We start from the raw sequence: 22,221 nt of genomic DNA, 5'->3' as shown, positions 1-22,221 counted from the left end.
AGATGAAGCAGGCATCGGCCCGTGGTTCGACAGGCCCTTTGACTCGCTCAGGACCCCATAAGGTCCCGAGTTTATCGAGGGGCTCACCACGAACGGAGCTTTCGCTCCCATCAGCACATGCCGCTCGCCCTGAGCGCCGTCGAAGGGTGAGAATGCGTCTAACCCAGTGTGCGCCCCGCCCGAAATCAGTCAATCGCTTTGAGGCTCTCCTCGATCTGGTCCTTGAAGGTCTGATAGGGATACGCGCCGGAGATGATCTTCCCGGTGACGGTCTTGTTCTTGTGATCCACTTTGCCGACGACGAACCCGGGCGTACCACGGATGCCCACGGCAGCGCCATCGCTCGCATCCTTCTCCACCGCCTCCTTGAGTTTTCCGGAATCCACGCAGGAATCGAACTTGGATTGCTTCAGTCCGATCTTCTTGGCCCTTTCCTTCAGGGCGGGCACTTCAATCTTCTGGATGTCCTGGAAGATCGCGTCGTGCATTTCCCAGAACTTGCCCTGGTCGCCCGCGCAGACGCTGGCTTCCGCCGCTTTCTGAGCGTGGGGATGGAAGGGAAGAGGATATTGACGATACGAGAAAACCACTTTGCCCTTGTTGATGTAGTCCGCTCTGAGCTTGCTCAATGTGTCGTTGTACCAACGACCGCAGAACGGTCATTGGAAGTCAGAGAATTCGACGATGCCGACTTTGGCATCCTCGTCTCCCTGATAGTACTCCCCGATCTTGACGGTGACCTCCTTGGCCGGTTCCTCTTCACCGCCGCCGCTGGGGCGCGCGGTCTTGACGTTGTTCACGTCCACGCGGAGGTCTTTGACCTGGTCTTCAAGCTTCTTGACGCGTTCTTCGAGACCCTTGTTCCCGGCGGACGTGCAGGCTACGACCGCCGCCGCCGCGAAAAGGGCCGCCAAATGTTTGCTCATTCTTGTTTCTCCTTTGCTAAACATGGGCGCGCATTGTAGCCGGTGTCGCAAGAGCTGTAAAGGGCGGAGCCAGCGTTTCCGAGTCTACCTTTTCGGCACATCACCCACGCCGATAAACGGCACCGCGCCGCCGCCTGTGACCTGCGGGAGAATTCCGTTCCATTTCTCTATGGCCTTGAGATTGGCCTCAATCTTTCTCAGCTCGATCAGGTCTTCCGAAATATTCGCCCTCTGCAATCTCAACGACTCCGCCTCTGCCCTTGCCGCCGTAATCTTCTGCTCCGCCTCAATCTTTATCCTTTCCAAGTCTCTTTTTGCCTTTAACGCAAGCTGTTCCGCCGTCTGCTTGGACTCAATAGCCTCCGTAAATATCCGCGAGAAACTGAACGAGACGATGGAAAACGCATCCACGGCTATATTGTACGCCAGGAGTCTTTCAGAAAGGGCCCCTCTCATGGCCTCGCTTACGGCCGGCCTCTTGGCAATAAGTTCTTCCGCCGAGTATCTGGCCGACACGGCTTTCATCACCTCTTGTATGGCAGGGTCTATGATACGCTCCTTGAATTGCACCCCGATGGTTTGGTAGACCACATTGGCCTTGTCAGGCAGGACATGATAGTTGAGCGCAACCGACATCGTCACATCCTGAAGATCAGCCGAGGCCGATGCGGAATCCGTCACGGCCTTCTGCACCTTGACATCCATCATGGCCACCCTCTGCATGACAGGCACCCTGAAATGGAGTCCTTCACTCAACACCGTATCCTGAACGGCGCCAAAATTGAGGACAATCCCTCTTTCACCCGGACCCACCTGAACCCATGGCGCAAAAAACAGGAAACCCACCAGTATGGCTCCAACAATCAGAGCCGACCTCAAAGGGCCTTTCTTCATGGCAGACCGCACGGCATCTTTGGCCGCGTCGATATCACTATCGTCCATTGCGTCCTCCTTTAGTGATCGCTTATTTCACGTTGCTTTTGCGGTCGTCCCTGTGATCGTCGAGATTGAGGGCATCGCCGATTCGTTTTTCACCTTCGCAGACTTTCCGGATTCTGTCCACCTGGGGCCTGATGGCCTCCGGACGAAATTCCGCATGAAGCGATGGCCTTTTTCACTCCCCCCCCGTGCCGAGGCCGAGTTCCATGCTGCGCCATCCTTAGCTCGACTTTTGCGGAAAACGGCTCCTGTCTCAAAATTCACGGCGTGGAAATGGCCTTCCCTCGTGAAGTGATGTTCACACAGCATGGAAAAATGGCAAAAGTCGAGCTTAGTGTTTCGATCCCGACTTCCGGGCTGATTCCTTGTGCGGGTGGGCTTTCGCCGTAAAGAGAGACAACAGGGGGATCTTTCGCTTTTTCTCCTCTGCCAACATTTTCACCAGTTCTCCGGCGTCAAGCCACACTCCCTCGCAGTGCGAGCATTCGTCGATCTCGACACCCTTGTAACGGATCTCCACCAATTTCATCCCGCATTTCGGGCAGCACATGAAGTGGATTTCTTTCAGTTTGTGTCGCTCCTCTTCGGAGAGGGTCTTCTGCTTTTCCTCTTCCGCGCGTCTCAACCGCTCGAGCTCGATCCGCGTGAAGTATTCGTTTTCCGCTTCGCTGGGTTTCACGGGCACAACCTACCTCCTTCTTTAGCGGCCCTTCGAAGTGAGTTTCCTCAAAGCCTCCCCATATCTCTGCCGAGTCTTTTCAACGATTTCCTGGGTAAGGTCCGGGCCGGGATGCGTTTTGTCCCACCGGAGACCGACCAAGTAATCCCGGACGAACTGCTTGTCGAAGCTTTCCTGGGGTTGACCCGGCTCGTACCCGTCCCACGGCCAGAAACGGGAGGAGTCGGGCGTGAGAACCTCATCGATCAGGGTCAATTCATCTCCGCACCAGCCGAATTCGAACTTCGTATCGGCGATGATGATCCCTCGGCGGGCCGCGTGCTCTGAGGCCGCCGCATACAGGTCGAGGCTGATTCGGCGCACGCGACGAGCCACGCCCTTGTCCTTCAAGATCCGGCAGGCTTCTTCAAAGGAGATGTTCACGTCGTGCCCCTTCTCGGCCTTGGTCGACGGCGTGAAAATGGGATCGGGAAGTCTGTCCGACTCGCGTAGGCCCTTCGGAAGTCGCATCCCGCACACGGTGCCACACTCCCGGTACTCCGTCCACCCCGACCCCGACAGATACCCCCGAGCGATGCACTCGATCGGCAGCGGCTTCGCGCGGCGCACGAGCATGCTGCGTTTCCCCAGCGCGTCTTCGTGCGGATGAAAGGGCCTGGGAAAATCGGCCACCTCCGTGCTGATGAGATGGTTCGGCACGATCCGCGCGAGCTCGCGGAACCAGAAGGCCGATATTTGAGTCAGGATCGCCCCCTTGTCGGGAATGCCGGTCGGCAGGACCACGTCGAAGGCCGAGATCCGGTCCGTTGCCACGATGAGCAAGTTTCTCCCCGCCCCATAGATGTCCCTCACCTTGCCCCGGCGAAGGGGCTTGATGTTCTGGAAATCCGTTGAGAGGAGTGCACCGGCCGGATCGGGGAGGTCTATCGCGAGTGAATGAGCGTTCATCTTCGGTCGTGTTGCGCCCTTATCCGGCCGCCTTCGCGGCGCTCATGTTCTCGAGCCTGCGGACCCGTTCCGCCATCGGCGGGTGGGTGCTGAAGAGGCTCATCAGTTTTTGCCCCGTGATTGGTTCATGGTTGGTTTACCTCCTCCTGTTTTCCCAAATAGAACCCAGGCGTTTCCCCTGACCTTTCACCTTTTCAAGGATCCGCCTCGCCCAGATAAACTCCGTGCCGAGCAGGGTCAGTCCGAGGAACAGGAGCAGCAGACCGGGTCCCGGTAGGAAAAGAAACACCAAACCCATAGCGGTCAAAATGAACCCGCCCGCAACTGCCGTCGAACGCAGAACCCGGCCCCCAAGCCCCGTCGAACGGTTTTGCAACGGCGGGGAACTCATGGAGCCGCCCCCTTCGCTCCGCTTCGGCCCCCTCCGGGGACGGTGGTCGGGAGGGTATGAGGATCGGCACCGGGACGACGAAAGGTTTTGTCATGGGGTTGTTGCGTCGCCTCCGATCGCTCCTTGGAATCCGGCGACGCCGAGAGAGAATCTTCGCGAGAACGGTCTCGCAACGGCTCCCGGACGGGAACGGGGGGAGGACGGAGAAGGGAGGCCGCGACCGAACCCGCCAGGAGCGTTGCGACAACGGCAAGGGAGATCGTGATGGGGAGTTTGTAAACTTCCTGAAGCACCATTTTGCATCCGACAAACGTGAGGACAAGGGCCAGCCCCACCCGGAGGTATCTGAATTTTCCCATCATGCCCGCCAAGAGGAAAAAGAGGGACCGAAGGCCGAGGATGGCGAAGATGTTGGACGTATACACGATGAACGGGTCCGTCGTGATGGCGAAGATCGCGGGAATCGAGTCCACCGCGAAGAACACGTCCGTCGCCTCCACGACGACGAGGACCGCCAGGAGAGGGGTGGCGAAGCGGCGGCCCGATTCCGACACGACGAACTTCGCCCCGTGGTAGTTTTCGACGAACGGAACCCATCGGCGAAAAAGGCGCAGGACCGGATTGCGTTCCGGGTGAACCTCGTGCTCCTGTTGTGCCAATAGCTTGACGCCCGTAAACATAAGCAAGGCCCCGAACACGTAGATCACCGCGTGGAAGGACTGGATGAGGGCCGTTCCGGCGAAGATAAACGTCGCCCGCGTCACCACCGCCCCCAGGATGCCCCAGAAGAGGACCCGGTGCTGCAACGAGACCGGAACGGAAAAGTACGAGAAGATCACGAGAAAAACGAAAAGATTGTCCACGGAGAGCGAGAGTTCGATGAGATAACCCGTGAGAAACTCCAGCCCCTTCTCCGATCCGAACCCGTGATAGACCCATCCGTTAAAAAGCAGGGCGAGAGAAATCCAGGCGACGCTCCACACCAGGGCCTCGCGAAAACCGACCGCGTGGGCCTTTCGATGAAAGACGCCGAGGTCCAGAATCAACAGGACCAGAACAGAGATTGTGAATCCGACCCAAAAGACGGGTGTTCCAATCGATTCCATGCTCAAGCGGATGCCTTGTGGGACTCGGGAGGAATCTGGTAGAGCCGGTCCTCACGCACCCGATAAAGCAGGGCGGCAAAGAAGACTTTCGGATAGAGCGCTTGCAGGCGCGCTGTTTCGCTTCGGAGAAACACCGTTACGCCGCCGGTCTGATTCAAGGCGCGGAACCGGTTGAATTGCCGGGCTGCTTCCTCTTCGTTCCAGCCCCCGTTCTTGACGAGACCGGATACGAACGCCTCACGCGAGGCCGACACATTCTCCATGGCGCAGTCGTCGTGCCCAATAAGGCAGACCGCGCGAATTCCGAACAGGGCCACGGCACTGGAGAGACCGAACTCATGCCCCCGCAGGTTGGCCCCCGGGACGCGCATGAAAAAAGCGAAGCGATCCGGAACCCGGAGCGAGATCCGATAGTCCATGCAGGCCGCAATGAAAAGCCGCGGACGGTCCGAGTATTTCGGATGCAGGCAGAGGTTGTGATGGCGGAGGAGGTCACCGACCGGTGTATCCCGATAATCGGTCAGAACGTCGTCTCGCCCTCTCACGGGGATAGGATCACCGGACCTTTCTTTCATCCTGTTCATCGGTTTCTGAAGCCGACGCGGGGCCCGCGCCCGTTCAACGCAAGGGGTTCCCGCTCCCGCAGCGCGCTCTGCTCCACCTGCCAAGCCGCCTTTTCCGCGGCCACCGCAACCGCGGTGTAAAGATCCTTTTCGGAGCCCTCCGCGAAAAGGACTCTATCCTGCGTCTCCCGGATTCTGATGCGACATCGGACCGGGCACTGTTCGCGCGGCTTGACCGATCTTGAGACATCGACCGTCACCGTATTGATCTGCGGGCCGTAGCGGCCTAGAGCGAAGCGAAGACGGAGATTGATGTGCGACCGGAGCTTGTCCGTCACCTTGAAACCTTTGCCGACTACCTTCAGGCGCATGGTGCCTGACTGGATAGCCCGATCTGAACGATATGAAAATAAGATAGTTATGACTTAATCATTCGGTTATTTCGATGTATGATCAACCGATGGAATGGCTCAACTACCACCACCTGCTCTATTTCTGGACGGTGGCACGCCTGGGGTCGATTGCCCGCGCGAGCGAAGAGATCCATCTGTCTCCACCCACGATCAGCGGCCAGATCCGCGCTTTGGAGAAAGCGTTGGGAGAAAAACTCTTCCGGAAGATAGGCCGGGGACTGATTCTGACCGATTTCGGGCAACTTGCGTCTCGCTATGCGGAAACGATTTTTTCGACGGGGAGGGAGTTCATGGAAACGGTCAGGGGACGGCCACCGGACCGACCGCTACGTTTCGTCGTGGGTATTGCGGATGTGGTGCCCAAATGGGTGGCCTATCGCTTGCTGGCGCCCATCCTACATCTCCCAGAGGCCGTACAACTGGTGTGTCGCGAAGGGAAACCGGACCGGCTTTTGGCGGACCTGGCCATTCATGAATTGGACATGGTTCTGACCGACGCGCCCGTCCCACCCATGATCAAGGTCCGGGCGTTCAACCACCTCCTGGCAGAGAGCATGGTTTCGATCTTCGGCGCACCCGCTGTCGCTGCCCGATACCGGCGGCGCTTCCCCCAGTCGCTCGAAGCCGCTCCCATGCTATTGCCGACCGAGAACACATCCTTGAGACGTTCGCTGGAACAGTGGTTCCACGAAGAGGGAATCCGGCCCAAGACCGTGGGCGAATTTGAAGACAGCGCCCTCTTGAAGGTGTTCGGACAGACCGGGCATGGCCTTTTCCCGGCGCCGGTCATCATCGAGAGGGACGTGCGCGCCCAGCACGGCGCCATCGCCGTGGGCCGAATTCCCGGAGTTCGCGAGCGGTTCTATGCCGTTTCCGTCGAGAGGAGAATCTCCCATCCCGCCGTCCAGGCCATCTCCTCTTCAGCCAAACGAAATGTGGTGGATTAGATTTCCGCATCTTCAGGTGCCAGACTCGACGAGGTGCATCCAGTTCCCCCTGATGGGGCACCAAGGAACTGAGGCAGAGCAAAGCGATCCAGTCGCCCTCGACCGTACCTTCCGAACTCAGTCCAATTCGATCTCCATCCGCAACAGGGCGCTGCCCATGGCCTTGCCGGTTTGGTCCAAGCGCAGAGTTCGGGAGGCGCCGCCGTCCAGGGCTTGGCGGAGGACGACGTTGAGGGCTTGGATGTTGGGCATTTCGTAGATTTCGACGGGGCCTCGGACCATCGCTCCGAAGTGAGACTTGATTTTTTCGGGGGTGAGATGACGGCGGAGGAGATCATACGCCGTGGCATCCTTCGCGAGGAGGCCCACGTTAACCGTGTCGCCTTTGTCGCCGGAGCGGGCATAGCAGAGATCGCGGAGCTGAACCTTTCTCATGAGGCTCGCTTCAACACCGTTCTCACCGGCACGTTTTCCCTTGGGACGAGCGTGGGCCAGAGTGAGACGACCGGTTTCGACGGGGTGGGCGCTTGAATGGCCGCGCCGACGCCGCCGGCCGTCCAGAGGTGGACGATCTCCCGCTTGATTTTCTCAATGTCCTGCTGAGTCCTCGTTCGGAGGGCCACGCGCACGCCGATCTCGTTGGGATCCACGGGTTCGGGCGAAGTTTCCCCCAAGAGGCCGTTCACACCGAGTCGGTCGATGCGCAGATCCAGGATGCGGTCGGCCCACGGTTCGAATCGTTTTCTCAAGACCTCTTCGGCCCGCTTCGCTTTTGCAAGAGCATCGGGCCACGGGAAGTAAACGGCCGCTTCACCCATAAAGCCGTCTTCGTACGCAACCAACACTTTGTACGCTTCCGGTCGCGGCCTGCCCCTGACTTGGCTGATACGCACGCGATCTTTGCCGTCGTTGCTCAGTCTCACGGTCGTCAGATCGGCCACTCCGTCTGCCATGACATATGCCCGCGGATCGTGGATTTCGTAGACGAGGTGTTCTTTCACGGTCCATTCGTTCACCATTCCTCCGGCATCGTGGAGTTTCGTGATCACGGCCTCGCCGTCGCTTGTTACCTCCGCTATGGGGAATCCGATATTCCAAGCTTGGGGAACGTCGCCCCAGAAATTCGACGCCCCGCCCATGCACATACAGGTGCATTCGATGACGTGACCGACGACGATGCCCGCCGCAATCCGGTCCGTATCGCGGCCGTGGCCCCACCCGAATTCGTACATGAGGGGCGCGAGGAAGAGCGAATTGTCCGTGTTGCGTCCCGTAACAACCAAGTCCGCACCCTGCGCAAGCAGATCAACGATGCCGTCCGAGCCCAGATAGGCGTTCGCGGCGACCATGCGGGGAAGAATCCCATCGATGTCACGCTCGCCGGTTTCGAGATTTGGGAAGGAGTGACCCTGCTCGTGCATTGTGCGGACGAGATCGGTCACGTCGTCGCCCAGAACCATGCCGACCTTCCAGCCCGATTTCGCCACGGCGGGCAGTTTCAGGATCTGCTCAACCGCTTGTTCGGGATTCGCGCCGCCGCCGTTTGTGATCACCTTTACTCCATTGGGAGCCGCGAGGGGCACGATCGTTTCCATCCAGGGGATGAGATCCGGGATGAACCCGGTCTTCGGATCGCGGCGCTTCTGGCGCTGGAGGATCGCCATCGTAAGTTCGGCCAAGTGATCGAATCCGATGTACTGAAGGTTTCCCTTCTTCACGAGTTCGACGGCCGGGCCGAGCGCATCGCCCCAAAAGGCCGAGCCCGCGCCAAGGCGGACGGTTTTCATCGGCAATTTGAGATTTGAGATTTCAAATGTGAAATCGTCCGCGTTTCAAGGGTGCATGTAGATACCGCCGGAGCCGTTGATGACTTGACCCGTAAGATAGGTATCCGTGGCAAGGAAAAGCGCGATGCGGGCCATGTCTTCGGGGCGTCCCGTCTTGCCGGTAACCGACATTTTCTTCAGGTCGTCGAAATATTCGGGCGGGTAAATTTTGGCCAGGTGATCGTTCCAGATGAGATCGGGCGCAATGGCATTCACGCGGATATTGTAGGGTCCGACTTCCGCGGCCACGGCGCGGGTGAGCGCAAGCACGCCCGCCTTGGCCGCCGAGTACGCCGAATCGCCCCACTTGAACGGCACCCACGCGGCGCCCGACGAGACGTTGATGATGCAGCCGGATTTCCGCTCGATCATGTTCGGAAGGGCCGCGCGAATGAAGAAGAATTGGCTCGTGAGGCAGACCTCCAGAATGAATCGCCAGGTTTCGGTGGGCATTTCCCAAACCGGTTTGGGGACATTTCTTGCGGCATTGTTCACCAGAATGTCAATCCGGCCGTACCGTTCGTGCGTTTCGGAAACGGCAAGATTCACCTGGTCCTCTTTGGTCACGTCCACAGCCAAACCCAGGAAGGGCCTTCCGAATTCTTTCTCCAAGTCGGTGCAAAATTGCTTCGTTCGCCCCTCGTGGATGTCGGTCACCACCACATCGGCGCCCAATTCCGCAAAAGCGCGCACGGTGGCGTGGCCGATCCCCGCGCCGGCGGCAGCGGTGACTAGGGCGACTTTGCCTTTCAAGATACTAGCCATCGATAATCAGCGTTCAGCCGTCAGCTATTGATTGAAAATACCCACCAGTTTCTCCATCCGGGGGCGGAGCTTGTCCTCAAAGGCGGCGGCCACGGTATCGGGAGTCCAACCGTCTTCGGTGTAGATCGTCACCTTCGCATCGGGATGGTTCCAAAGGCCGATCATGTTGCCCGCGGCACGGACGAATTGGCCGGTCACGCCGTCGGCGGCATCGGACGCGAGGAAGCAGATGATCGACGCAAGATCCTCCGGCCTGCGCGATTTCATGCGATCCACACCTTCCTGCCCCACGCTCTTGACGAGAACCTCTTCGGGTATGGCCGAGGTCAACCGCGTCCATGCCGAGGGCGCCACGGCATTCACGCGGACTTTGAACCGTTCCATTTCCTTGGCAAGCGCGAGGGTGAAGCCGAGGACGCCGGCCTTCGCGGCGGAATAGTTCGCCTGCCCCACATTGCCCTTGAGCCCCGCCGTGGAGGACATGCTGACGATGCTGCCGCCCGCCCCTCCGCTCTTCTGGCGTTCGACGAGATGCTGGATCACCGGCTGCGTGCAGCAGAAAAGGGCCTTCACATGAACGTTCATGATTTCGTCCCACTGCTGCTCGCTCATTTTGTGGAAGAGCGAGTCGCGCGTGATCCCGGCATTGTTCACCAACACGTCCACACCTCCCCACTTGTCCAGCGCCGACTTCGTCAGCTTCTGGCCGTCTTCCACGGAGCCGACGGAAGCTTTCACGCCGATCGCTTCGCCGCCCGCCCTCTGGATCTCCTTCACCGCGGCGTCCAGCGGCTCCTGGTCGATATCGTTCACCACGACCCTCGCTCCGATGGCGGCCATCGTCCTCGCGATCCCGAACCCGATCCCCCTCCCCGATCCGGTCACGATGCACACCTTTCCGTCCAAACGCACTTTTGAATTCACTTCCATCGCAATTCCTCCTTCATTGCTTCTAACTTCTTCGATTTCAGATTTGAGATTGGAGATTTCATGATTCGTCCACGCGCAGGATTTTCTTTCCGGAAATGCGGTGGATTTCGAGGATGAACTCGTTACGGGCTTTCTTTTCAGCTTCAAGCTTCCGAACTTTGTCCGTCAGGTGGCGCTGGCCTTGGATGGGGGAATTCTGGAGGGAGTCGGCCCAAGCGCGAAGCTGGCAGGAGATGGATTCGGCCAGGGATTTCAGATTTGAGATTTGAGATTTCAAATTGAAGAAATCGGGAAGGCGGTCCAGGAGAAGAAGCATGGAGCGGACTTCGCCGGCTGAGCCGCGAGCAATGTAGAGGAATGCGAGCAGTTCGTTGGTTGTTCCGCGCTCGAAGCCCTCGGCGATGTTGTTGGAGACCGACACGGCCGCCCGTTCGATCTGGTCTCGGAGCGATCGCTGGGGCCGAAACTCCCGCGATTTCGTGAGCGCATACACTTTCTCGGCGAGCTCCATCCCCGCCTTCCACACGGGCAAGTCTTCAAAACGTTCGTACGTCATTTCCCGAATCTCAAATCTGAAATCTCAAATGTCAAATCACTCTTTCGCCCTCGGCATCCCCAGCATTCGCTCGGCTACCACGTTCCGCTGAATCTCGGACGTCCCCGCGTAAATGGTCTCGGCGCGCGTGAACAAATACATCATCGGCCAACGGCCCTTGGCTTCGGCATCGGGACCCGTCCGAAGCTGAGCGCCCGGTCCCAGGACCTCGAGCGCCAATTCCATCAGCCTTTGATGAGCCTCGGACCACATGATCTTGATGACCGACGATTCCGGCCCCGGCTGATGCGTCTCCGCCCATTTGGGCAGGTAGCGATGAATCGTGAGCCTGAGCGCTTCGGCCTCTTCCGCGCACTGGGCGAGGCGCTGCGCGATCCAGCCGTCTTCGATCGCCGGCCGGCCGTGCCGCCTCGTTCGCCGGGCCAGTCGGGCCACTTCCTCCACTTCGGAGCGGAGGAGCACCGCGCGGGCGAAATTGTTCATGCTCCGCTCGAACCCAAGCGTCGTCATCGTCACTTTCCATCCCTGATTCAGCGCGCCGAGCACATTCTCCTCCGGCACTTCCACGTCGTCGAAAAACATTTCCGAGAATTCGGTGGAGCCCGTGATCGTGGTGATCGGACGAACGGTGATGCCCTTCGTTTTCATATCGACCACAAACGCCGTGATGCCTTTGTGTTTCGGCGCCGACGGATCCGTGCGTGCCAGGAAATAGCACCACGTGGCGTGGTTCCCGATGGTGGTCCACGTTTTCTGCCCGTTCACGATCCAGCGTCCGTCCCGTTTCATCGCCGCCGTCCGCAGGGAGGCCAGGTCCGATCCCGCATTCGGCTCCGAATACCCCTGGCACCAGACTTCCTCGGCGGACAACATCTTCGGGAGGTATCGCCGCTTCTGCTCTTCGTTCCCATGCGCAATGATCGTCGGACCAATGTAGTACACGCTGTTCCGGCTGATGAAGTCCGGCGCCTGCGCCAGCGCTTCCTCCTCGGCGAAAACGACCTCCTCCACGAGCGACAATCCTTTTCCGCCGTACTCCTTCGCCCAGGAGAGGCCGACCCAGCCGGCCTCGTAGAGTTTCTTCGCCCAGGCACGGCGGATCTCCATGTAGTTTTCCTCTCCGATGGTTTCAGCGGAAGCCGCTCGCCACTCTTTGGGAAGGTTTTTTCGGATCCAAGACCGCGCCTCGGATCTCAGATTCGCCGCGCTTTCTGTTTCGATGCCTGTAGTCATGGATACCCTCTCTTCGTTCTACTGAATCGCCGTAAATCGGATAGGGAGAGATTTCAATCCCCGTATGATGATCGTCGGATGCCACTCGAGATCGGTCTCGGGAACGGCCAGTCGAATTTCCTGCAATCGGCGCACGAGTGTGGTCAATCCGACCTTCGCCTCCCGCCTCGCCAGGGGGGCGCCGAGGCAGTAGTGGATGCCCTGACCGAAGGCGAAATGGGGGTTGGGATGCCGGCCGAGATCGAGACGGTCCGGCTCGGAAAAACGGGCCGGGTCCCGGTTGGCCGCGGCCCACACGACGAGGACGCGCTGGCCCTCTTGGATCGTTTTTCCGTCCAGTTTGAAATCTTCTTTGGCCCAGCGGACGGTTGATTTGGCGGGCCCGTCGAACCGGAGGAATTCTTCCACCGCCGTATCGATGATCTCCGGATTCCGCAGCAGCCGCTCGCTTTCGGCCGGATTCCGAAGCAGGGCCAGGAGGCCGTTGGCCATCAGGTTCATCGTCGTTTCGTGGCCGCCGAAGACCACGACCATGCACGTCGCGATGACTTCCTCTTCGGCGAGCTCGCCCTTTTCCATCACGCCCACGAGCGCGGAGGTGAGATCGCTCGTAGGATGAGCCTGTCGTTCGTGTACGAGAGCTTTGAAGTACTCTGTCATTTCATCGAGGGCCTGCCGCGCCCGTCCGTATCGCCCTTTCTCGCCCAGCATCATGAACATGATGGGGGCGACGCGGTCGGCCCACAATTTGATGAGATTCAGATCGCGGAGCGGCATTCCGAGCATCCGCGCGATCACCGTGGCGGCCAACGGATAAGTGAAATCCTGGAGGAGTTCCATCCGGTCCCGCCCGCGCATTCCGAGCAGGAGCTGATCGGCCGTCGCTTGAATCTCCGGAACCAGCGCTTCGATGGTCATCGGCGTAAAAGCCTTCTGAACGGCGTTGCGGAGGCGTGAATGGAGAGGCGGGTCTTGTGAACCGAGCCAGAGCGCCAGCACCTTGTAGACGGCCTCCGAGTCTGCCGATGAGCCCTTCAGTTTCTTGAACGGCGTGTAGCGGTCGGATGACAGCGGCGCGCTTTGAAGCATCGAAAAGATGTCGTCGTATTTCGTCAGGATCCATCCGCCCCATTGCTCGTTCCAATGGACGGGGTCTTCCGAACGGAGGCACGCGAAGTAGGGGTAGGGATCGCTGACGACTTCACGCGCGAGGAGATCGTCGGAGACCATCCGCCCCGGTGGACTTACCGGATGGCCTGCACGTGGAGTTCGCGGAGGCTGGATGGATCGCCGTGCGACTGCCCGCACCGTTTCGCGTGGCGGAGGTACAGGTGGATGTCGTGCTCCCACGTATAGCCGATGCCGCCGTGGAGTTGGAGACCGGTCTCCGCGATCCTGAGATAGGCGTCCGACGCGTACGCCTTGGCCATCTGAACGGCTCTCTTGCGGCCGGGACTGTTCGAGGAAACCAAGACCGAGGCCTGCGCCACGTAGGATCGAATCCCTTCAAGCAGGACACCGGCGTTGGCGGCTTTGTGCTGTACCGCTTGAAATGTCCCAATAGGGCGATCGAACTGCGTGCGCGCCTTGGTGTACTCGATGGTGAGTCGAAGCGCTTCCTCCGCGCCCCCCAGGATTTCGGCGCATACGGCGGCCGTCGTAAGGAGATCCGTTTCGGCCAGGACCTTTGCCCATCTGTCCTTTGGAACCTGGAACCGCAGATCCGTCGATGTTTTCGACGACGACTTGAATGTGTAAAGGGGATGCGTCAGGTCGATCGAGTCCACTCTCTTGAGCACGATCCCCTTGCCGGCCGATGGAATCAACCGGACCTCGACCTTCCCGCGTTCGGCCGCAGCCCCGACGACGTGGTCCACGGCCGGACCAAAGGGCAGCAGATGTTTCTCCGGAGACTTTCCCGTGCCCTTCGCGCACCATCGGAGCGAATCGGCTCCGAGGGGTAGGGAAAGTCTCACCTCGCCGGAAATCGCCTTCCTGAGAATGTCCGAGGACGCCTTCGCGCCGGTTTGAGACAAAAGGTAGATCGCAGCAACGTGCTGAAGGTACGGAAGTGGAACGAGTCGCCGCCCCATCTCGGACTGTACGGCGAGAAGGTCCGCCGGCGAGCCCGCCATGCCGCCCAACTCCGAGGGCGCCAGCAGGCCCAGGAAGCCCATTTCACCCAACTCCTTCCAGAGGCCGCCGTCCGGTTCACCGCTCTTGATGAACCCCCGCACCTTCTCGATGCCGCATCGCTCCTTCAGCAAACGCGCGAGCGATTCCTGAAGCAGTTTCCGTTCCGATGTTGATTCCATCGCCTTCCAAATCCCCTATCATAACCCGGCGTGAAGGTGTAGGGGCGAGGCATGCCTCGCCCCTACCGCTCGGCCGACGTGCAATGTCAACGGATCGGCGCCCATGCAAGGTCCTGACGGCGAACGAGCGCCTTGGCGACGGGCTCGGCCGTGTGGTAGCTTCCCCATCGTGACCGCGAAAGTCATCGATTACTTCTGCAACGTCTTCACACCGCAGGGGTTGAAGAAGATCTTCCTCGACAATCCCGAAGTCGGCTCCGTACTCAAATGGTGGAACATCGAGGATCGGATCAAGGGCCATTCTCCCGAGGCGTTCATCGATGTCCTGGACGCCGCCGGAATCGACAAGGTGCTGATCCCGATTTCCGCACTGGGATCGTACGATTTTCCCGGTTCGGTTCATACCGTGGATCCCGAGGACGTGATTCCGCTCACGGAGAAGTACCCGGACCGTTTCTACGGCATCGCCCGCCTGAACCCGTACCAGCGCATGAGGGGCGTGAAGGAAATCGAGAGCCTCGTGCGCAATTACAATTTCAAGGGCGTCTTTTTTCACCCCTTCGGTTTCAACGTACCGCTGAATGGACGGGACGTGTGGCCGTTCTACGCCAAATGCGAAGAACTGGGCGTTCCGGTGGTGGCGCAGGTGGGCCACTCGGCGGAGCGGATGCCCTCCGAGATGGGGCGGCCAATCTACATCGACGACATCGCCCTCTACTTCCCTGAACTGAAATTCGTCGCCTCGCACACGGGCTGGCCGTGGGTGGAAGAATTGGTGGCCGTCTCCTGGAAGCATAAAAACGTCTTCATTGGCTGCGCGGCGCACGCGCCGAAGTATTGGGACCCCAAGCTTGTACAATTCATGAATTCCCGAGGAATCGGCAAGGTAATGTGGGGAACGGACTACCCCATTCTCCTCCACACGGAGACCCTCGATCAGGTCGAGAAGCTCGATCTCAAGCCGGAGGCATGCGACGCCCTCTTGTGGAAGACCGCGCGGGACGTTTTCAAGCTATAGATCCATCGCTCGCCCGCGCCGCCCTTTCCGCGAAGGCTCCAAGGACGGCGAATGGAACTTTCATGGTGACCCGCGCCGCTTTACCCTGCCGCCATTCCGGGCTACAATAATCCTCTAAGGGGTAATTTCTGAAAATGGTACTTGGGCTGAAAGGTCGCTTTTTCCCCTCCCGAAAGACCATGCTTCATCCCCATCTCCAAGGAGGTCATTCATGAAACGAAATGGAGGTCGGTCGCTCCGGGCTCCTGCCCTCCCGCGACATTTCCCCCATCGTGGAGGTCGGTCGCTCCGGGCTCCTGCCCTCCCGCGACATTTCCCCCATCGTGGAGGTCAGATCAAGACGGTGGCTGTTTTCTGCGGCTCTCTGACGTCCGACGGCGATCCCAACTACCGCGATGCGCGCTCGCTGGGCCGGATGCTCGCTGAAGCCGGATTCCAAGTCATCACGGGAGGCTACCAGGGCAGCATGGAAGCCGTTTCGCGCGGCGCGAGGGAAGCCGGGGGTCCCACCGCCGGCCTCACCACAGAGGAGTTCAAGGACTACAAGCCCAACCGCTATCTGGACAGGGTCTTCCACCATCCCGAGATCTACAAGAGGCTCAAGCGATTCATTTCGATGGCGGACGCCTTTGTCGTGCTTCGTGGCGGCGTAGGGACGCTCACGGAATTGACACTCATCTGGTCGCTCCGCCAGGCAGGGATCGTCAAGAAACCCATCATCCTCCTCGGCGATTTCTGGAACCGCGTTTTTGCCGTCTTCGGCGAAGAACTCCTCATTCGGGACGGCGACTACCGGCTGGTGAATCTGGCGCAGTCTCCCGCGGAGGCCGTTGCCATGGTCAAGCGGCACCTGCTCAACGGTCGGGGGACCCGGAGAGCGGAGGCCTGATCCCTTTCCTTGCCCCTCTTCACCGTTCAGAAGCATAAAGCCACCACTCTCCACTACGACTTCCGGCTTGAAATCGACGGCGTCCTCAAGTCGTGGGCGATTCCCAAGGGGCCCTCGATCGATCCTGCCGTGAAGCGGCTCGCCGTGCAGGTGGACGATCATGACCTGGACTACGCCACATTCGAGGGCGTGATCGAGGAAGGGCAGTACGGCGCCGGGCCGGTGATCGTGTGGGACACGGGCATCGTCAATTTCAAATCTCAGATTTCAGATTTGAGATCGGATTTGAAGAAGGGACGATTGGAGTTTGAGTTGGACGGCAAGAAGCTCAAGGGCGCGTTCGGGCTCTTCAGACTCAAGAACCAGGAGAAGAACTGGCTCTTGATGAAGAAAAAGGACGCCCACGCCGGAAAGGGCGGTGAGATCGTGGCCGAACGGCCCGAGTCGGCCCTCTCCGATCAGACCATCGAGGGGATCGAAAACCTCTACCGAGAGGGAAAGATCAAACCGTATCGGTGTGGGTAGAGAGCAGTCAGCGTTCAGCCATCAGCTTCCGGAAAAGAAGAATTCTCGGAAACTCCCGCTGGGAGCTGACCGCTGAATGCTGACCGCCTCTTCTCAATACGCCCCCTCACGGCCGAGCACCGTCCGGATCGTGCGGAGCAGGATGACCGTGTCCAGCCAGAGGCTCCAGTTTCGCACATACCAGGAGTCCAGCTTGATCCTCTCCCCGTAGTCCACGTCGTTCCGCCCGCTTACCTGCCAAATTCCCGTGATGCCGGGACGAACCTTGTAGTACATGTCGATGTCCGCTTGATACTTCGGAATCTCCCCTTCCACGATGGGGCGGGGGCCGATGAGGCTCATGTCGCCACGGAGCACGTTCAGAAGTTGCGGCAGCTCATCGATGCTGTACTTCCGGAGAAAACCGCCGAGACGCGTTACGCGCGGGTCTTCGCGCAGTTTGAAGTTTGCATCCCACTCGCGTTGGGCCTGGGGATTTTGGGCCAAATGATCCTGCAGCATCTGATCCGCCCGCTCGACCATCGTGCGGAACTTGAGGCACCAGAATTTCCGGCCGTTTTGACCCATCCGGCGATGGCCGTAAATAATCGGCCCCGGCGAATCGAGGCGGATGAGGAGGGCTACGAGGGCCAGCACCGGGATCAACACCAGCAGCATCACATAACCCAGCAGAAGGTCGAACGCGCGCTTCAATCCCTGATTCAGCCGCTTGTTCAAGTTGTTCTTCATGTTGATCATGAGCGCGCTGTCGAGCGCCTGCGTTTCCGCGCCGGACGTGGCCAGCCCGAAAAAATCCGGGACAACCTTGATGCTGTCCAGCCGGTCCTCGCTCCACGAGATCAGCTGGGTGAGCCGGTTTCGATTAAGCGTCGGAATGGCGATGACGATGTCCTTGATGCGCCTTTCCTCCAGCACCGCGGGGAGTCGTTCCAGCGGGCCGATCACCGTGAGACCGGCGATCGTTTTGCCTTGTTTCGCCGGATCGTCATCCAAAAAGCCCACGGGCATGTAGCCCAGATAGGCATGTCGCGCCAATCCCTGCGCGACCAGTTCGCCGGTTTTCGCCGCGCCAAGGATCACCACGTTCTTGGTCCACCAGCGGATCTTCACAAAATACGATTTCAGCCCGAATCGAACGGCGGGCAGCGCGATCAAGCTCATGAAATAGGAGTATACGAGAATGGATCGGGAGTATTCCCTCGACTGCTTCGTCATGAACAGGAGCGCGATCAGGGTGAGGAAAACCGCGGTCGTCCCTTTCAGGACCTGCTTGACCTCGTCCCAGAAGAGGTACCGTTTGGTGTAGATGCCGAGGTACATGAAGATCAGAGGCCAGAGGAAGATGAAGTAGTAGTATCGCCAGTAGTGTGACCACTCAGGGGTGTTTTGCGGCAGCGACAGGCCGATTCGAAAGAAGGCTTGCGGAAGGATCTCTCTGCGGACCCAGTAGTTGAAATACCAGATGGCCCAGAGGACGAAGAGGTCCGCAAAAACGAGGGCAATCACACACGCAGCTTTCTTGGGCCTGAACATCGCGGGAAATCTTAGCACTCCTCGGCCGATTTGGAAGAGAGGCGGTGATTGAACCCGAACCGCACGGCCGCCGCCACCTCACGATCCAGGTTCGGAATCGGACTATGGTTTCTTTCCGGCGGGAACGGTCGGAAGGACGAGGGAGCCGTCGGCGAGGATTTTTTCGATCTGGGCTTGGGTCGCGTCCGGCGCGGAAGACGTGGGATCGATTCCGGCGGCCAGGTTGATGATGTTCGGCACCTTCCGGCCCGAGTCCGTGATCAGTGCCACCGTTGCCGACTCGGTCTCTTCCACTTCGGCTGATCCGCTTCGGATGCTCAGACTCGTGGTGGTCTCCGACTTGAGCAACCGGATGTGCGGCTTGTCTTCCGCAAATACCAGGATGCCCACGGTATGCGAGCCCTTCTCGACGGTGGCTTGCTGTGAAAGAGGAAATGAAACTTCCCACGCGTAGTCCGCCGCGGCGGACTGGCCCCTCGGAGCGGCCGCCCGTATGCCGCCGCGAACTCCGCCACGCACACCCCCGCGCACGCCGCTGTTGAGGGTGTTTCCATCGACTTGAAAATCCGCCGCCAGGTTCTGGCCTTTGCTCTCAACCAGGGAAGCCACGGACGCCTGAGTGGCGTCGAGCGGCGCGTGAAAGGTAATCTCGCTCGTGTTCTTCGCGGCTCCCGATGGGGCATCTCCCTCGCCCCCGCACGAGACGAAGATGGCCAAGAGCACGTATAACGATACGGATTTCATCCACCGATCTGCCATGGTTTGAAGTTTGCCTATTCGGACTCCCCATTGCAAATCAAACGGGCATTTGACGACCGCCGTAGTCAAGGTATGATGGGGCTACCCAGATCCACATGGGGTGACGGAAGGACGGTGACTTGGCGGATCGGGCGGAACAAGTGGAACTGAGATTGGGGGTTACGATGGGAATGAGAAATTGGCGAATGACGGCAGCGGTGATGCTGCTGCCGCTCCTTTCAACATGCAGCGACGACGAGAAACCGCAGACTCTCCAATTTGAAGCGAGGATGGGTGAAGTTTCGGAGTCTCCTCATTTCATCGTTGCTTCCGGCGAGGCGGCGAAGAGTGCCTTGTTCGCCACCGACATGGACTGGCAGGCCATGTACGATGGAGTTCAATCGATCGGCGCCCGGCCCGGATATGATGAGTCCGATCTGAATGGCGATGCTTGGAGAAGTGCCCTGATGGATCAGGGCACCGAGATGGACGCCGTAGTGAGCTGGACCGACGCCCAGGGAAAAGTTCAAACCATCTCCGTTGCGGAGCTTCTCGCCATCTCCTCCGGCTCGGCTCCGAGCAGCGGCACGGTCGACCTCCGATTTACCGGCAACAACAAGCAGCAGGCCGGACAATCCCCGGGACACCGGATGTGCGCAACCTCCTGCCCGTTCGGGGTGGTCACAAATGCCTCGTTGCCCAATGCCGCGTCAGATACCCACAGCTTCAGTGCCAAGGGGGCCACATTTCCGCCCGCCGGATCGTCGATCCAGGTTTCGCTTGGCGTTCGAGGCGGGGTTCGAGGCGGGGTTCGCGTCGCGCCCGGTCCGAGGTAGGTTCCCGCCGCGTCGGCCGGATCGGACCTAACGCGGGGGGAGTCTTCCGGTTCCCATCTGCTGCCGCGTGTACATCTGAGCCAACGCCTGATTGATCACGAGCTGGGCTTGGATGAGCGCATCCACGTCCACTTCAGTGGCAGACGCCACCAGACTCTGAGCGGACGCCGATCGAATCTCCGCCGGTCCCTGGCCCACCCACCAGCTCACCACGAAGAAGCTGATCAGCCCGGTGAGCACGCCGGACATGAAATAGAATCGCGGGTATCGGCGTATCTCACGGACCAGTCGACGCCAGCCCGATCGTCTGGGGCCGGAGTATTCGTTGGCCGCCAGCGCCTGTTCGCTCCGGTAGAGTAACGGATGATGAAGGATGGGAAACCCTGCGCTCCCGAGAGGTTCCGACGCACCGAGCAGGTTTCGAATCATGATGGTGAATCTCATGTTGAGTGGATACGCAGAAACCGTGCCAGTGATGGGCGCAAGGGGTGTGTTTTTCCGAGCGCTGGAATCCACCCGAGAAGACGGAGAAATCCGGGTGCTCACCGTTGTCGGATGGACGTCCCGTCCGTTCGGCCGGGCCGCCGAACAATCCTCCGGCTCCGAACGGACGATGGAGTGACCGAAAGCACGGGAATCCGGACCTGAATTCGGGAGGTGCCGCCCGACCGGACCGGTTCAGCCGATGCCGCGGAGTTTGTTGTAGAGCGTTTTTGCGTCGATCCCGAGGAGGAACGCCGCTTTCCCGCGATGCCCCCCGGACTGCTCCATTGCCTCCCGGATCGCCTCGCGCTCCACGTCCCGGAGTGCCGTGTCCGTGATTTCCTTCAGAGGCCGGCCGGCCTCAATCTGAATTCGTACGGACCGAGAACTTTCCTCCGCCATTTCGCCGGTTCCGTCGAGGACAATGTCCGCCGCCTCGATCCGCTCCGCCGAGGTCACACCCGCCCGTTTGAGGACGTTTCGCAGCTCTCTCGCATTCCCAGGCCACGCATGCGACTTCAGCTTCTTCAACGCGTCCGCCGAAATCTCCAGCCGTTTCTTCCCGCATTGGGAAGCCACGTCCGGCAGAAAGCCGCGCGCGATGGCGGCCAAATCTTCCTTCCGATGGCGCAGGGGCGGAAGGAGAATGGGGAACTCATTCAATCGATGGAAAAGATCGGCCCGAAACGTCTTCTCCCGAACGAGCTTGTCCAGCGGCGCGTTGGTGGCGGCGACGATACGAACGTTTGCCGTTTCCTGCTTCCGCCCGCCCAGTCGCATGAACCTCCGCGTCTCGAGGAATCGCAGCAGTTTCGGCTGCAACTTGGCGGTGAGATCCCCGATCTCGTCGAAGAACAACGTCCCGCCATCGGCCATCTCCACCTTCCCTATTTCGGAGGTGACGGCGCCGGTATACGCGCCCTTTTCGTGCCCGAAGAGTTCCGCCTCCACGAGATTTTCCGGGAGCGCCGCGCAGTCCACCGGAACGAACGGCTTTTCCCGTCTTGCCGAGCGCTCGTGGATCGCCTGCGCCACCAGTTCCTTTCCCGTGCCGCTCTCCCCCATCAGCAGCACGGTGGTGTCCGTGGCGGCCACGGCATTCACCTGACGGATCACGGCCTGCACGGCGGAACTCGATCCCATCCGCGCCTCAAGCTCGAACTGCTTCGACCACTTCGCCTTCAGTTCGCCCACTTCTCTTCGGAGCCGATGCGTCTCGAGCGCCCGGGCCACCACCAGCCGGATCTCATCCTCGGAAAACGGTTTGAGAATGTAGTCGTAGGCCCCCTTCTTCATGGCGTCCACCGCCGATTTCACCGTACCGTAGGCGGTCATGATCACCACGGGAACGCCGGCGTCCGAGGCCTTCAGCGCTTCGAGCACCTGCAGGCCGTCCAGTTCCGGCATTTTGAGGTCCAATAACACACCGTGAGGATGGACTTCGTGGAACTTCGGGAGGGCTTCCCGGGCCTCGGTGACCCAGGCGACATGGTAACCTTCCGGCTCGAAGAGACGGGCGAGGGAGGTGCAGATGTTTCGCTCATCATCGATCACCAAGAGTGTCTCCATCGCTCCTCCCATACGATGCGCAGAGTATACACCGCGAGCGGGCGGAGCAACACCGATGGAAACGCGCCGCCTTCACTCGAGGCGGGAGGAAAA

Annotated in this window: 27 protein-coding genes; 6 read left to right on the top strand and 21 right to left on the bottom strand. The window is 59.8% G+C overall.

Translation table 11 applies throughout. From position 1 onward, the window contains the following. Nucleotides 1-185: 185 nt before the first annotated feature. The 9 genes from HYT87_06070 to HYT87_06030 form a co-directional block, all read right to left on the bottom strand. Nucleotides 186-629 (bottom strand): thioredoxin domain-containing protein, encoded by a 444-nt coding sequence (locus tag HYT87_06070; GenBank protein ID MBI2059323.1) that lies wholly within the window; start codon nt 627-629, stop codon nt 186-188. A gap of 30 nt (nt 630-659) precedes the next feature. Further along, the gene (locus HYT87_06065; protein ID MBI2059322.1) at nt 660-926 is read right to left on the bottom strand and encodes a hypothetical protein; all 267 of its coding nucleotides are present in this window, start codon (nt 924-926) and stop codon (nt 660-662) included. A gap of 84 nt (nt 927-1,010) precedes the next feature. Further along, nucleotides 1,011-1,868, bottom strand: a complete 858-nt coding sequence (locus tag HYT87_06060; GenBank protein MBI2059321.1) for a prohibitin family protein — start codon at nt 1,866-1,868, stop codon at nt 1,011-1,013. A 328-nt stretch (nt 1,869-2,196) separates the two neighbouring features. Further along, a complete protein-coding gene (locus HYT87_06055) occupies nt 2,197-2,544 on the bottom strand; it encodes a zf-TFIIB domain-containing protein (protein ID MBI2059320.1) in 348 nt (115 codons plus the stop codon). 21 nt (nt 2,545-2,565) lie between these two features. Continuing rightward, the gene (locus HYT87_06050) at nt 2,566-3,492 is read right to left on the bottom strand and encodes a phosphoribosylaminoimidazolesuccinocarboxamide synthase (GenBank protein MBI2059319.1); all 927 of its coding nucleotides are present in this window, start codon (nt 3,490-3,492) and stop codon (nt 2,566-2,568) included. 136 nt (nt 3,493-3,628) lie between these two features. Beyond that, nucleotides 3,629-3,883, bottom strand: a complete 255-nt coding sequence (locus HYT87_06045; GenBank protein MBI2059318.1) for a hypothetical protein — start codon at nt 3,881-3,883, stop codon at nt 3,629-3,631. Beyond that, nucleotides 3,880-4,989 (bottom strand): TerC family protein, encoded by a 1,110-nt coding sequence (locus tag HYT87_06040; protein MBI2059317.1) that lies wholly within the window; start codon nt 4,987-4,989, stop codon nt 3,880-3,882. The genes HYT87_06045 and HYT87_06040 overlap by 4 nt, the downstream gene beginning before the upstream one ends. 2 nt (nt 4,990-4,991) lie before the next feature. Beyond that, on the bottom strand, nt 4,992-5,564 hold the full coding sequence (locus HYT87_06035; GenBank protein MBI2059316.1) for a carbonic anhydrase: 573 nt from the start codon (nt 5,562-5,564) through the stop codon (nt 4,992-4,994). Nucleotides 5,565-5,569: 5 nt separating this feature from the next. Then, on the bottom strand, nt 5,570-5,923 hold the full coding sequence (locus tag HYT87_06030; protein MBI2059315.1) for an HPF/RaiA family ribosome-associated protein: 354 nt from the start codon (nt 5,921-5,923) through the stop codon (nt 5,570-5,572). A gap of 89 nt (nt 5,924-6,012) precedes the next feature. Between HYT87_06030 and nhaR the strand changes: the two genes are divergently transcribed. Continuing rightward, nucleotides 6,013-6,912, top strand: coding sequence for a transcriptional activator NhaR (gene nhaR / locus HYT87_06025; protein ID MBI2059314.1), 900 nt, complete (start codon nt 6,013-6,015; stop codon nt 6,910-6,912). Between the two features lie 117 nt (nt 6,913-7,029). Here the strand turns inward: nhaR and HYT87_06020 are convergent, their stop codons facing one another. The 8 genes from HYT87_06020 to HYT87_05985 are packed head-to-tail and all read right to left on the bottom strand — an operon-like array spanning nt 7,030 to nt 14,537. Then, nucleotides 7,030-7,347 carry a hypothetical protein gene (locus tag HYT87_06020; protein MBI2059313.1) on the bottom strand — a complete coding sequence of 106 codons (318 nt, stop codon included), beginning with the start codon at nt 7,345-7,347 and terminating at the stop codon, nt 7,030-7,032. Further along, entirely contained in the window at nt 7,344-8,699 is a 1,356-nt protein-coding gene (locus HYT87_06015) for a DUF1446 domain-containing protein (GenBank protein ID MBI2059312.1), read from the bottom strand. Before HYT87_06015 ends, HYT87_06020 begins: the two co-directional genes overlap by 4 nt. 45 nt (nt 8,700-8,744) lie before the next feature. Beyond that, entirely contained in the window at nt 8,745-9,503 is a 759-nt protein-coding gene (locus tag HYT87_06010; GenBank protein ID MBI2059311.1) for an SDR family oxidoreductase, read from the bottom strand. Nucleotides 9,504-9,527: 24 nt separating this feature from the next. Beyond that, complete coding sequence (locus tag HYT87_06005; protein ID MBI2059310.1) at nt 9,528-10,433, bottom strand: SDR family NAD(P)-dependent oxidoreductase; 906 nt, start codon at nt 10,431-10,433, stop codon at nt 9,528-9,530. A 58-nt stretch (nt 10,434-10,491) separates the two neighbouring features. After that, nucleotides 10,492-10,989, bottom strand: coding sequence for a four helix bundle protein (locus tag HYT87_06000; GenBank protein MBI2059309.1), 498 nt, complete (start codon nt 10,987-10,989; stop codon nt 10,492-10,494). A 36-nt stretch (nt 10,990-11,025) separates the two neighbouring features. After that, a complete protein-coding gene (locus tag HYT87_05995; GenBank protein ID MBI2059308.1) occupies nt 11,026-12,222 on the bottom strand; it encodes an acyl-CoA dehydrogenase family protein in 1,197 nt (398 codons plus the stop codon). Between the two features lie 18 nt (nt 12,223-12,240). Continuing rightward, a complete protein-coding gene (locus HYT87_05990; GenBank protein MBI2059307.1) occupies nt 12,241-13,452 on the bottom strand; it encodes a cytochrome P450 in 1,212 nt (403 codons plus the stop codon). A gap of 14 nt (nt 13,453-13,466) precedes the next feature. Next, nucleotides 13,467-14,537 carry an acyl-CoA dehydrogenase family protein gene (locus tag HYT87_05985; GenBank protein MBI2059306.1) on the bottom strand — a complete coding sequence of 357 codons (1,071 nt, stop codon included), beginning with the start codon at nt 14,535-14,537 and terminating at the stop codon, nt 13,467-13,469. A gap of 169 nt (nt 14,538-14,706) precedes the next feature. Between HYT87_05985 and HYT87_05980 the strand changes: the two genes are divergently transcribed. The 3 genes from HYT87_05980 (at nt 14,707) to HYT87_05970 (ending at nt 16,969) form a co-directional block, all read left to right on the top strand. Beyond that, nucleotides 14,707-15,555, top strand: coding sequence for an amidohydrolase (locus HYT87_05980; protein MBI2059305.1), 849 nt, complete (start codon nt 14,707-14,709; stop codon nt 15,553-15,555). A 211-nt stretch (nt 15,556-15,766) separates the two neighbouring features. After that, nucleotides 15,767-16,444 carry a TIGR00730 family Rossman fold protein gene (locus HYT87_05975; protein MBI2059304.1) on the top strand — a complete coding sequence of 226 codons (678 nt, stop codon included), beginning with the start codon at nt 15,767-15,769 and terminating at the stop codon, nt 16,442-16,444. Nucleotides 16,445-16,453: 9 nt separating this feature from the next. Beyond that, nucleotides 16,454-16,969, top strand: a complete 516-nt coding sequence (locus HYT87_05970; protein MBI2059303.1) for a DNA ligase — start codon at nt 16,454-16,456, stop codon at nt 16,967-16,969. A gap of 93 nt (nt 16,970-17,062) precedes the next feature. On the opposite strand, the gene wbaP is transcribed toward HYT87_05970, so the two are convergent. Together wbaP and HYT87_05960 are read right to left on the bottom strand one after the other, a co-directional pair. Beyond that, nucleotides 17,063-18,475, bottom strand: coding sequence for an undecaprenyl-phosphate galactose phosphotransferase WbaP (wbaP, locus tag HYT87_05965; GenBank protein MBI2059302.1), 1,413 nt, complete (start codon nt 18,473-18,475; stop codon nt 17,063-17,065). A gap of 129 nt (nt 18,476-18,604) precedes the next feature. Continuing rightward, entirely contained in the window at nt 18,605-19,261 is a 657-nt protein-coding gene (locus HYT87_05960) for a hypothetical protein (protein MBI2059301.1), read from the bottom strand. A gap of 170 nt (nt 19,262-19,431) precedes the next feature. Here HYT87_05960 and HYT87_05955 point away from each other — a divergent pair, with 170 nt between their 5' ends. Next, a complete protein-coding gene (locus tag HYT87_05955; GenBank protein MBI2059300.1) occupies nt 19,432-20,076 on the top strand; it encodes a hypothetical protein in 645 nt (214 codons plus the stop codon). A 27-nt stretch (nt 20,077-20,103) separates the two neighbouring features. Here the strand turns inward: HYT87_05955 and HYT87_05950 are convergent, their stop codons facing one another. After that, nucleotides 20,104-20,520, bottom strand: coding sequence for a hypothetical protein (locus HYT87_05950; protein ID MBI2059299.1), 417 nt, complete (start codon nt 20,518-20,520; stop codon nt 20,104-20,106). A gap of 31 nt (nt 20,521-20,551) precedes the next feature. On the opposite strand from HYT87_05950, the gene HYT87_05945 reads away from it, so the two are divergent. Further along, on the top strand, nt 20,552-20,698 hold the full coding sequence (locus tag HYT87_05945; protein ID MBI2059298.1) for a hypothetical protein: 147 nt from the start codon (nt 20,552-20,554) through the stop codon (nt 20,696-20,698). Between the two features lie 56 nt (nt 20,699-20,754). On the opposite strand, the gene HYT87_05940 is transcribed toward HYT87_05945, so the two are convergent. Continuing rightward, nucleotides 20,755-22,128 (bottom strand): sigma-54-dependent Fis family transcriptional regulator, encoded by a 1,374-nt coding sequence (locus HYT87_05940; protein MBI2059297.1) that lies wholly within the window; start codon nt 22,126-22,128, stop codon nt 20,755-20,757. Nucleotides 22,129-22,221 lie beyond the last annotated feature (93 nt).

This window comes from Nitrospirota bacterium, from assembly GCA_016180645.1.
Lineage (GTDB): Bacteria > JACPQY01 > JACPQY01 > JACPQY01 > JACPQY01 > JACPAV01.
This window is presented reverse-complemented; position numbering and strand designations above follow the sequence as displayed.

Coding starts and splice junctions, on each gene's coding strand:
- HYT87_05950 (MBI2059299.1), bottom strand. CDS start 20,520: ATGAGATTCACCATCATGATTCGAAACCTGCTCGGTGCGTCGGAACCT.
- HYT87_05940 (MBI2059297.1), bottom strand. CDS start 22,128: ATGGAGACACTCTTGGTGATCGATGATGAGCGAAACATCTGCACCTCC.
- HYT87_05975 (MBI2059304.1), top strand. CDS start 15,767: ATGAAACGAAATGGAGGTCGGTCGCTCCGGGCTCCTGCCCTCCCGCGA.
- HYT87_06050 (MBI2059319.1), bottom strand. CDS start 3,492: ATGAACGCTCATTCACTCGCGATAGACCTCCCCGATCCGGCCGGTGCA.
- HYT87_05990 (MBI2059307.1), bottom strand. CDS start 13,452: ATGGTCTCCGACGATCTCCTCGCGCGTGAAGTCGTCAGCGATCCCTAC.
- HYT87_06060 (MBI2059321.1), bottom strand. CDS start 1,868: ATGGACGATAGTGATATCGACGCGGCCAAAGATGCCGTGCGGTCTGCC.
- HYT87_06065 (MBI2059322.1), bottom strand. CDS start 926: ATGAGCAAACATTTGGCGGCCCTTTTCGCGGCGGCGGCGGTCGTAGCC.
- HYT87_05955 (MBI2059300.1), top strand. CDS start 19,432: ATGAGAAATTGGCGAATGACGGCAGCGGTGATGCTGCTGCCGCTCCTT.
- HYT87_05945 (MBI2059298.1), top strand. CDS start 20,552: ATGGGCGCAAGGGGTGTGTTTTTCCGAGCGCTGGAATCCACCCGAGAA.
- HYT87_06035 (MBI2059316.1), bottom strand. CDS start 5,564: ATGAAAGAAAGGTCCGGTGATCCTATCCCCGTGAGAGGGCGAGACGAC.
- HYT87_05995 (MBI2059308.1), bottom strand. CDS start 12,222: ATGACTACAGGCATCGAAACAGAAAGCGCGGCGAATCTGAGATCCGAG.
- HYT87_06015 (MBI2059312.1), bottom strand. CDS start 8,699: ATGAAAACCGTCCGCCTTGGCGCGGGCTCGGCCTTTTGGGGCGATGCG.
- HYT87_06040 (MBI2059317.1), bottom strand. CDS start 4,989: ATGGAATCGATTGGAACACCCGTCTTTTGGGTCGGATTCACAATCTCT.
- HYT87_06010 (MBI2059311.1), bottom strand. CDS start 9,503: ATGGCTAGTATCTTGAAAGGCAAAGTCGCCCTAGTCACCGCTGCCGCC.
- HYT87_06020 (MBI2059313.1), bottom strand. CDS start 7,347: ATGAGAAAGGTTCAGCTCCGCGATCTCTGCTATGCCCGCTCCGGCGAC.
- HYT87_06005 (MBI2059310.1), bottom strand. CDS start 10,433: ATGGAAGTGAATTCAAAAGTGCGTTTGGACGGAAAGGTGTGCATCGTG.
- HYT87_06030 (MBI2059315.1), bottom strand. CDS start 5,923: ATGCGCCTGAAGGTAGTCGGCAAAGGTTTCAAGGTGACGGACAAGCTC.
- HYT87_05960 (MBI2059301.1), bottom strand. CDS start 19,261: ATGGCAGATCGGTGGATGAAATCCGTATCGTTATACGTGCTCTTGGCC.
- HYT87_06000 (MBI2059309.1), bottom strand. CDS start 10,989: ATGACGTACGAACGTTTTGAAGACTTGCCCGTGTGGAAGGCGGGGATG.
- HYT87_06045 (MBI2059318.1), bottom strand. CDS start 3,883: ATGAGTTCCCCGCCGTTGCAAAACCGTTCGACGGGGCTTGGGGGCCGG.
- HYT87_05985 (MBI2059306.1), bottom strand. CDS start 14,537: ATGGAATCAACATCGGAACGGAAACTGCTTCAGGAATCGCTCGCGCGT.
- nhaR (MBI2059314.1), top strand. CDS start 6,013: ATGGAATGGCTCAACTACCACCACCTGCTCTATTTCTGGACGGTGGCA.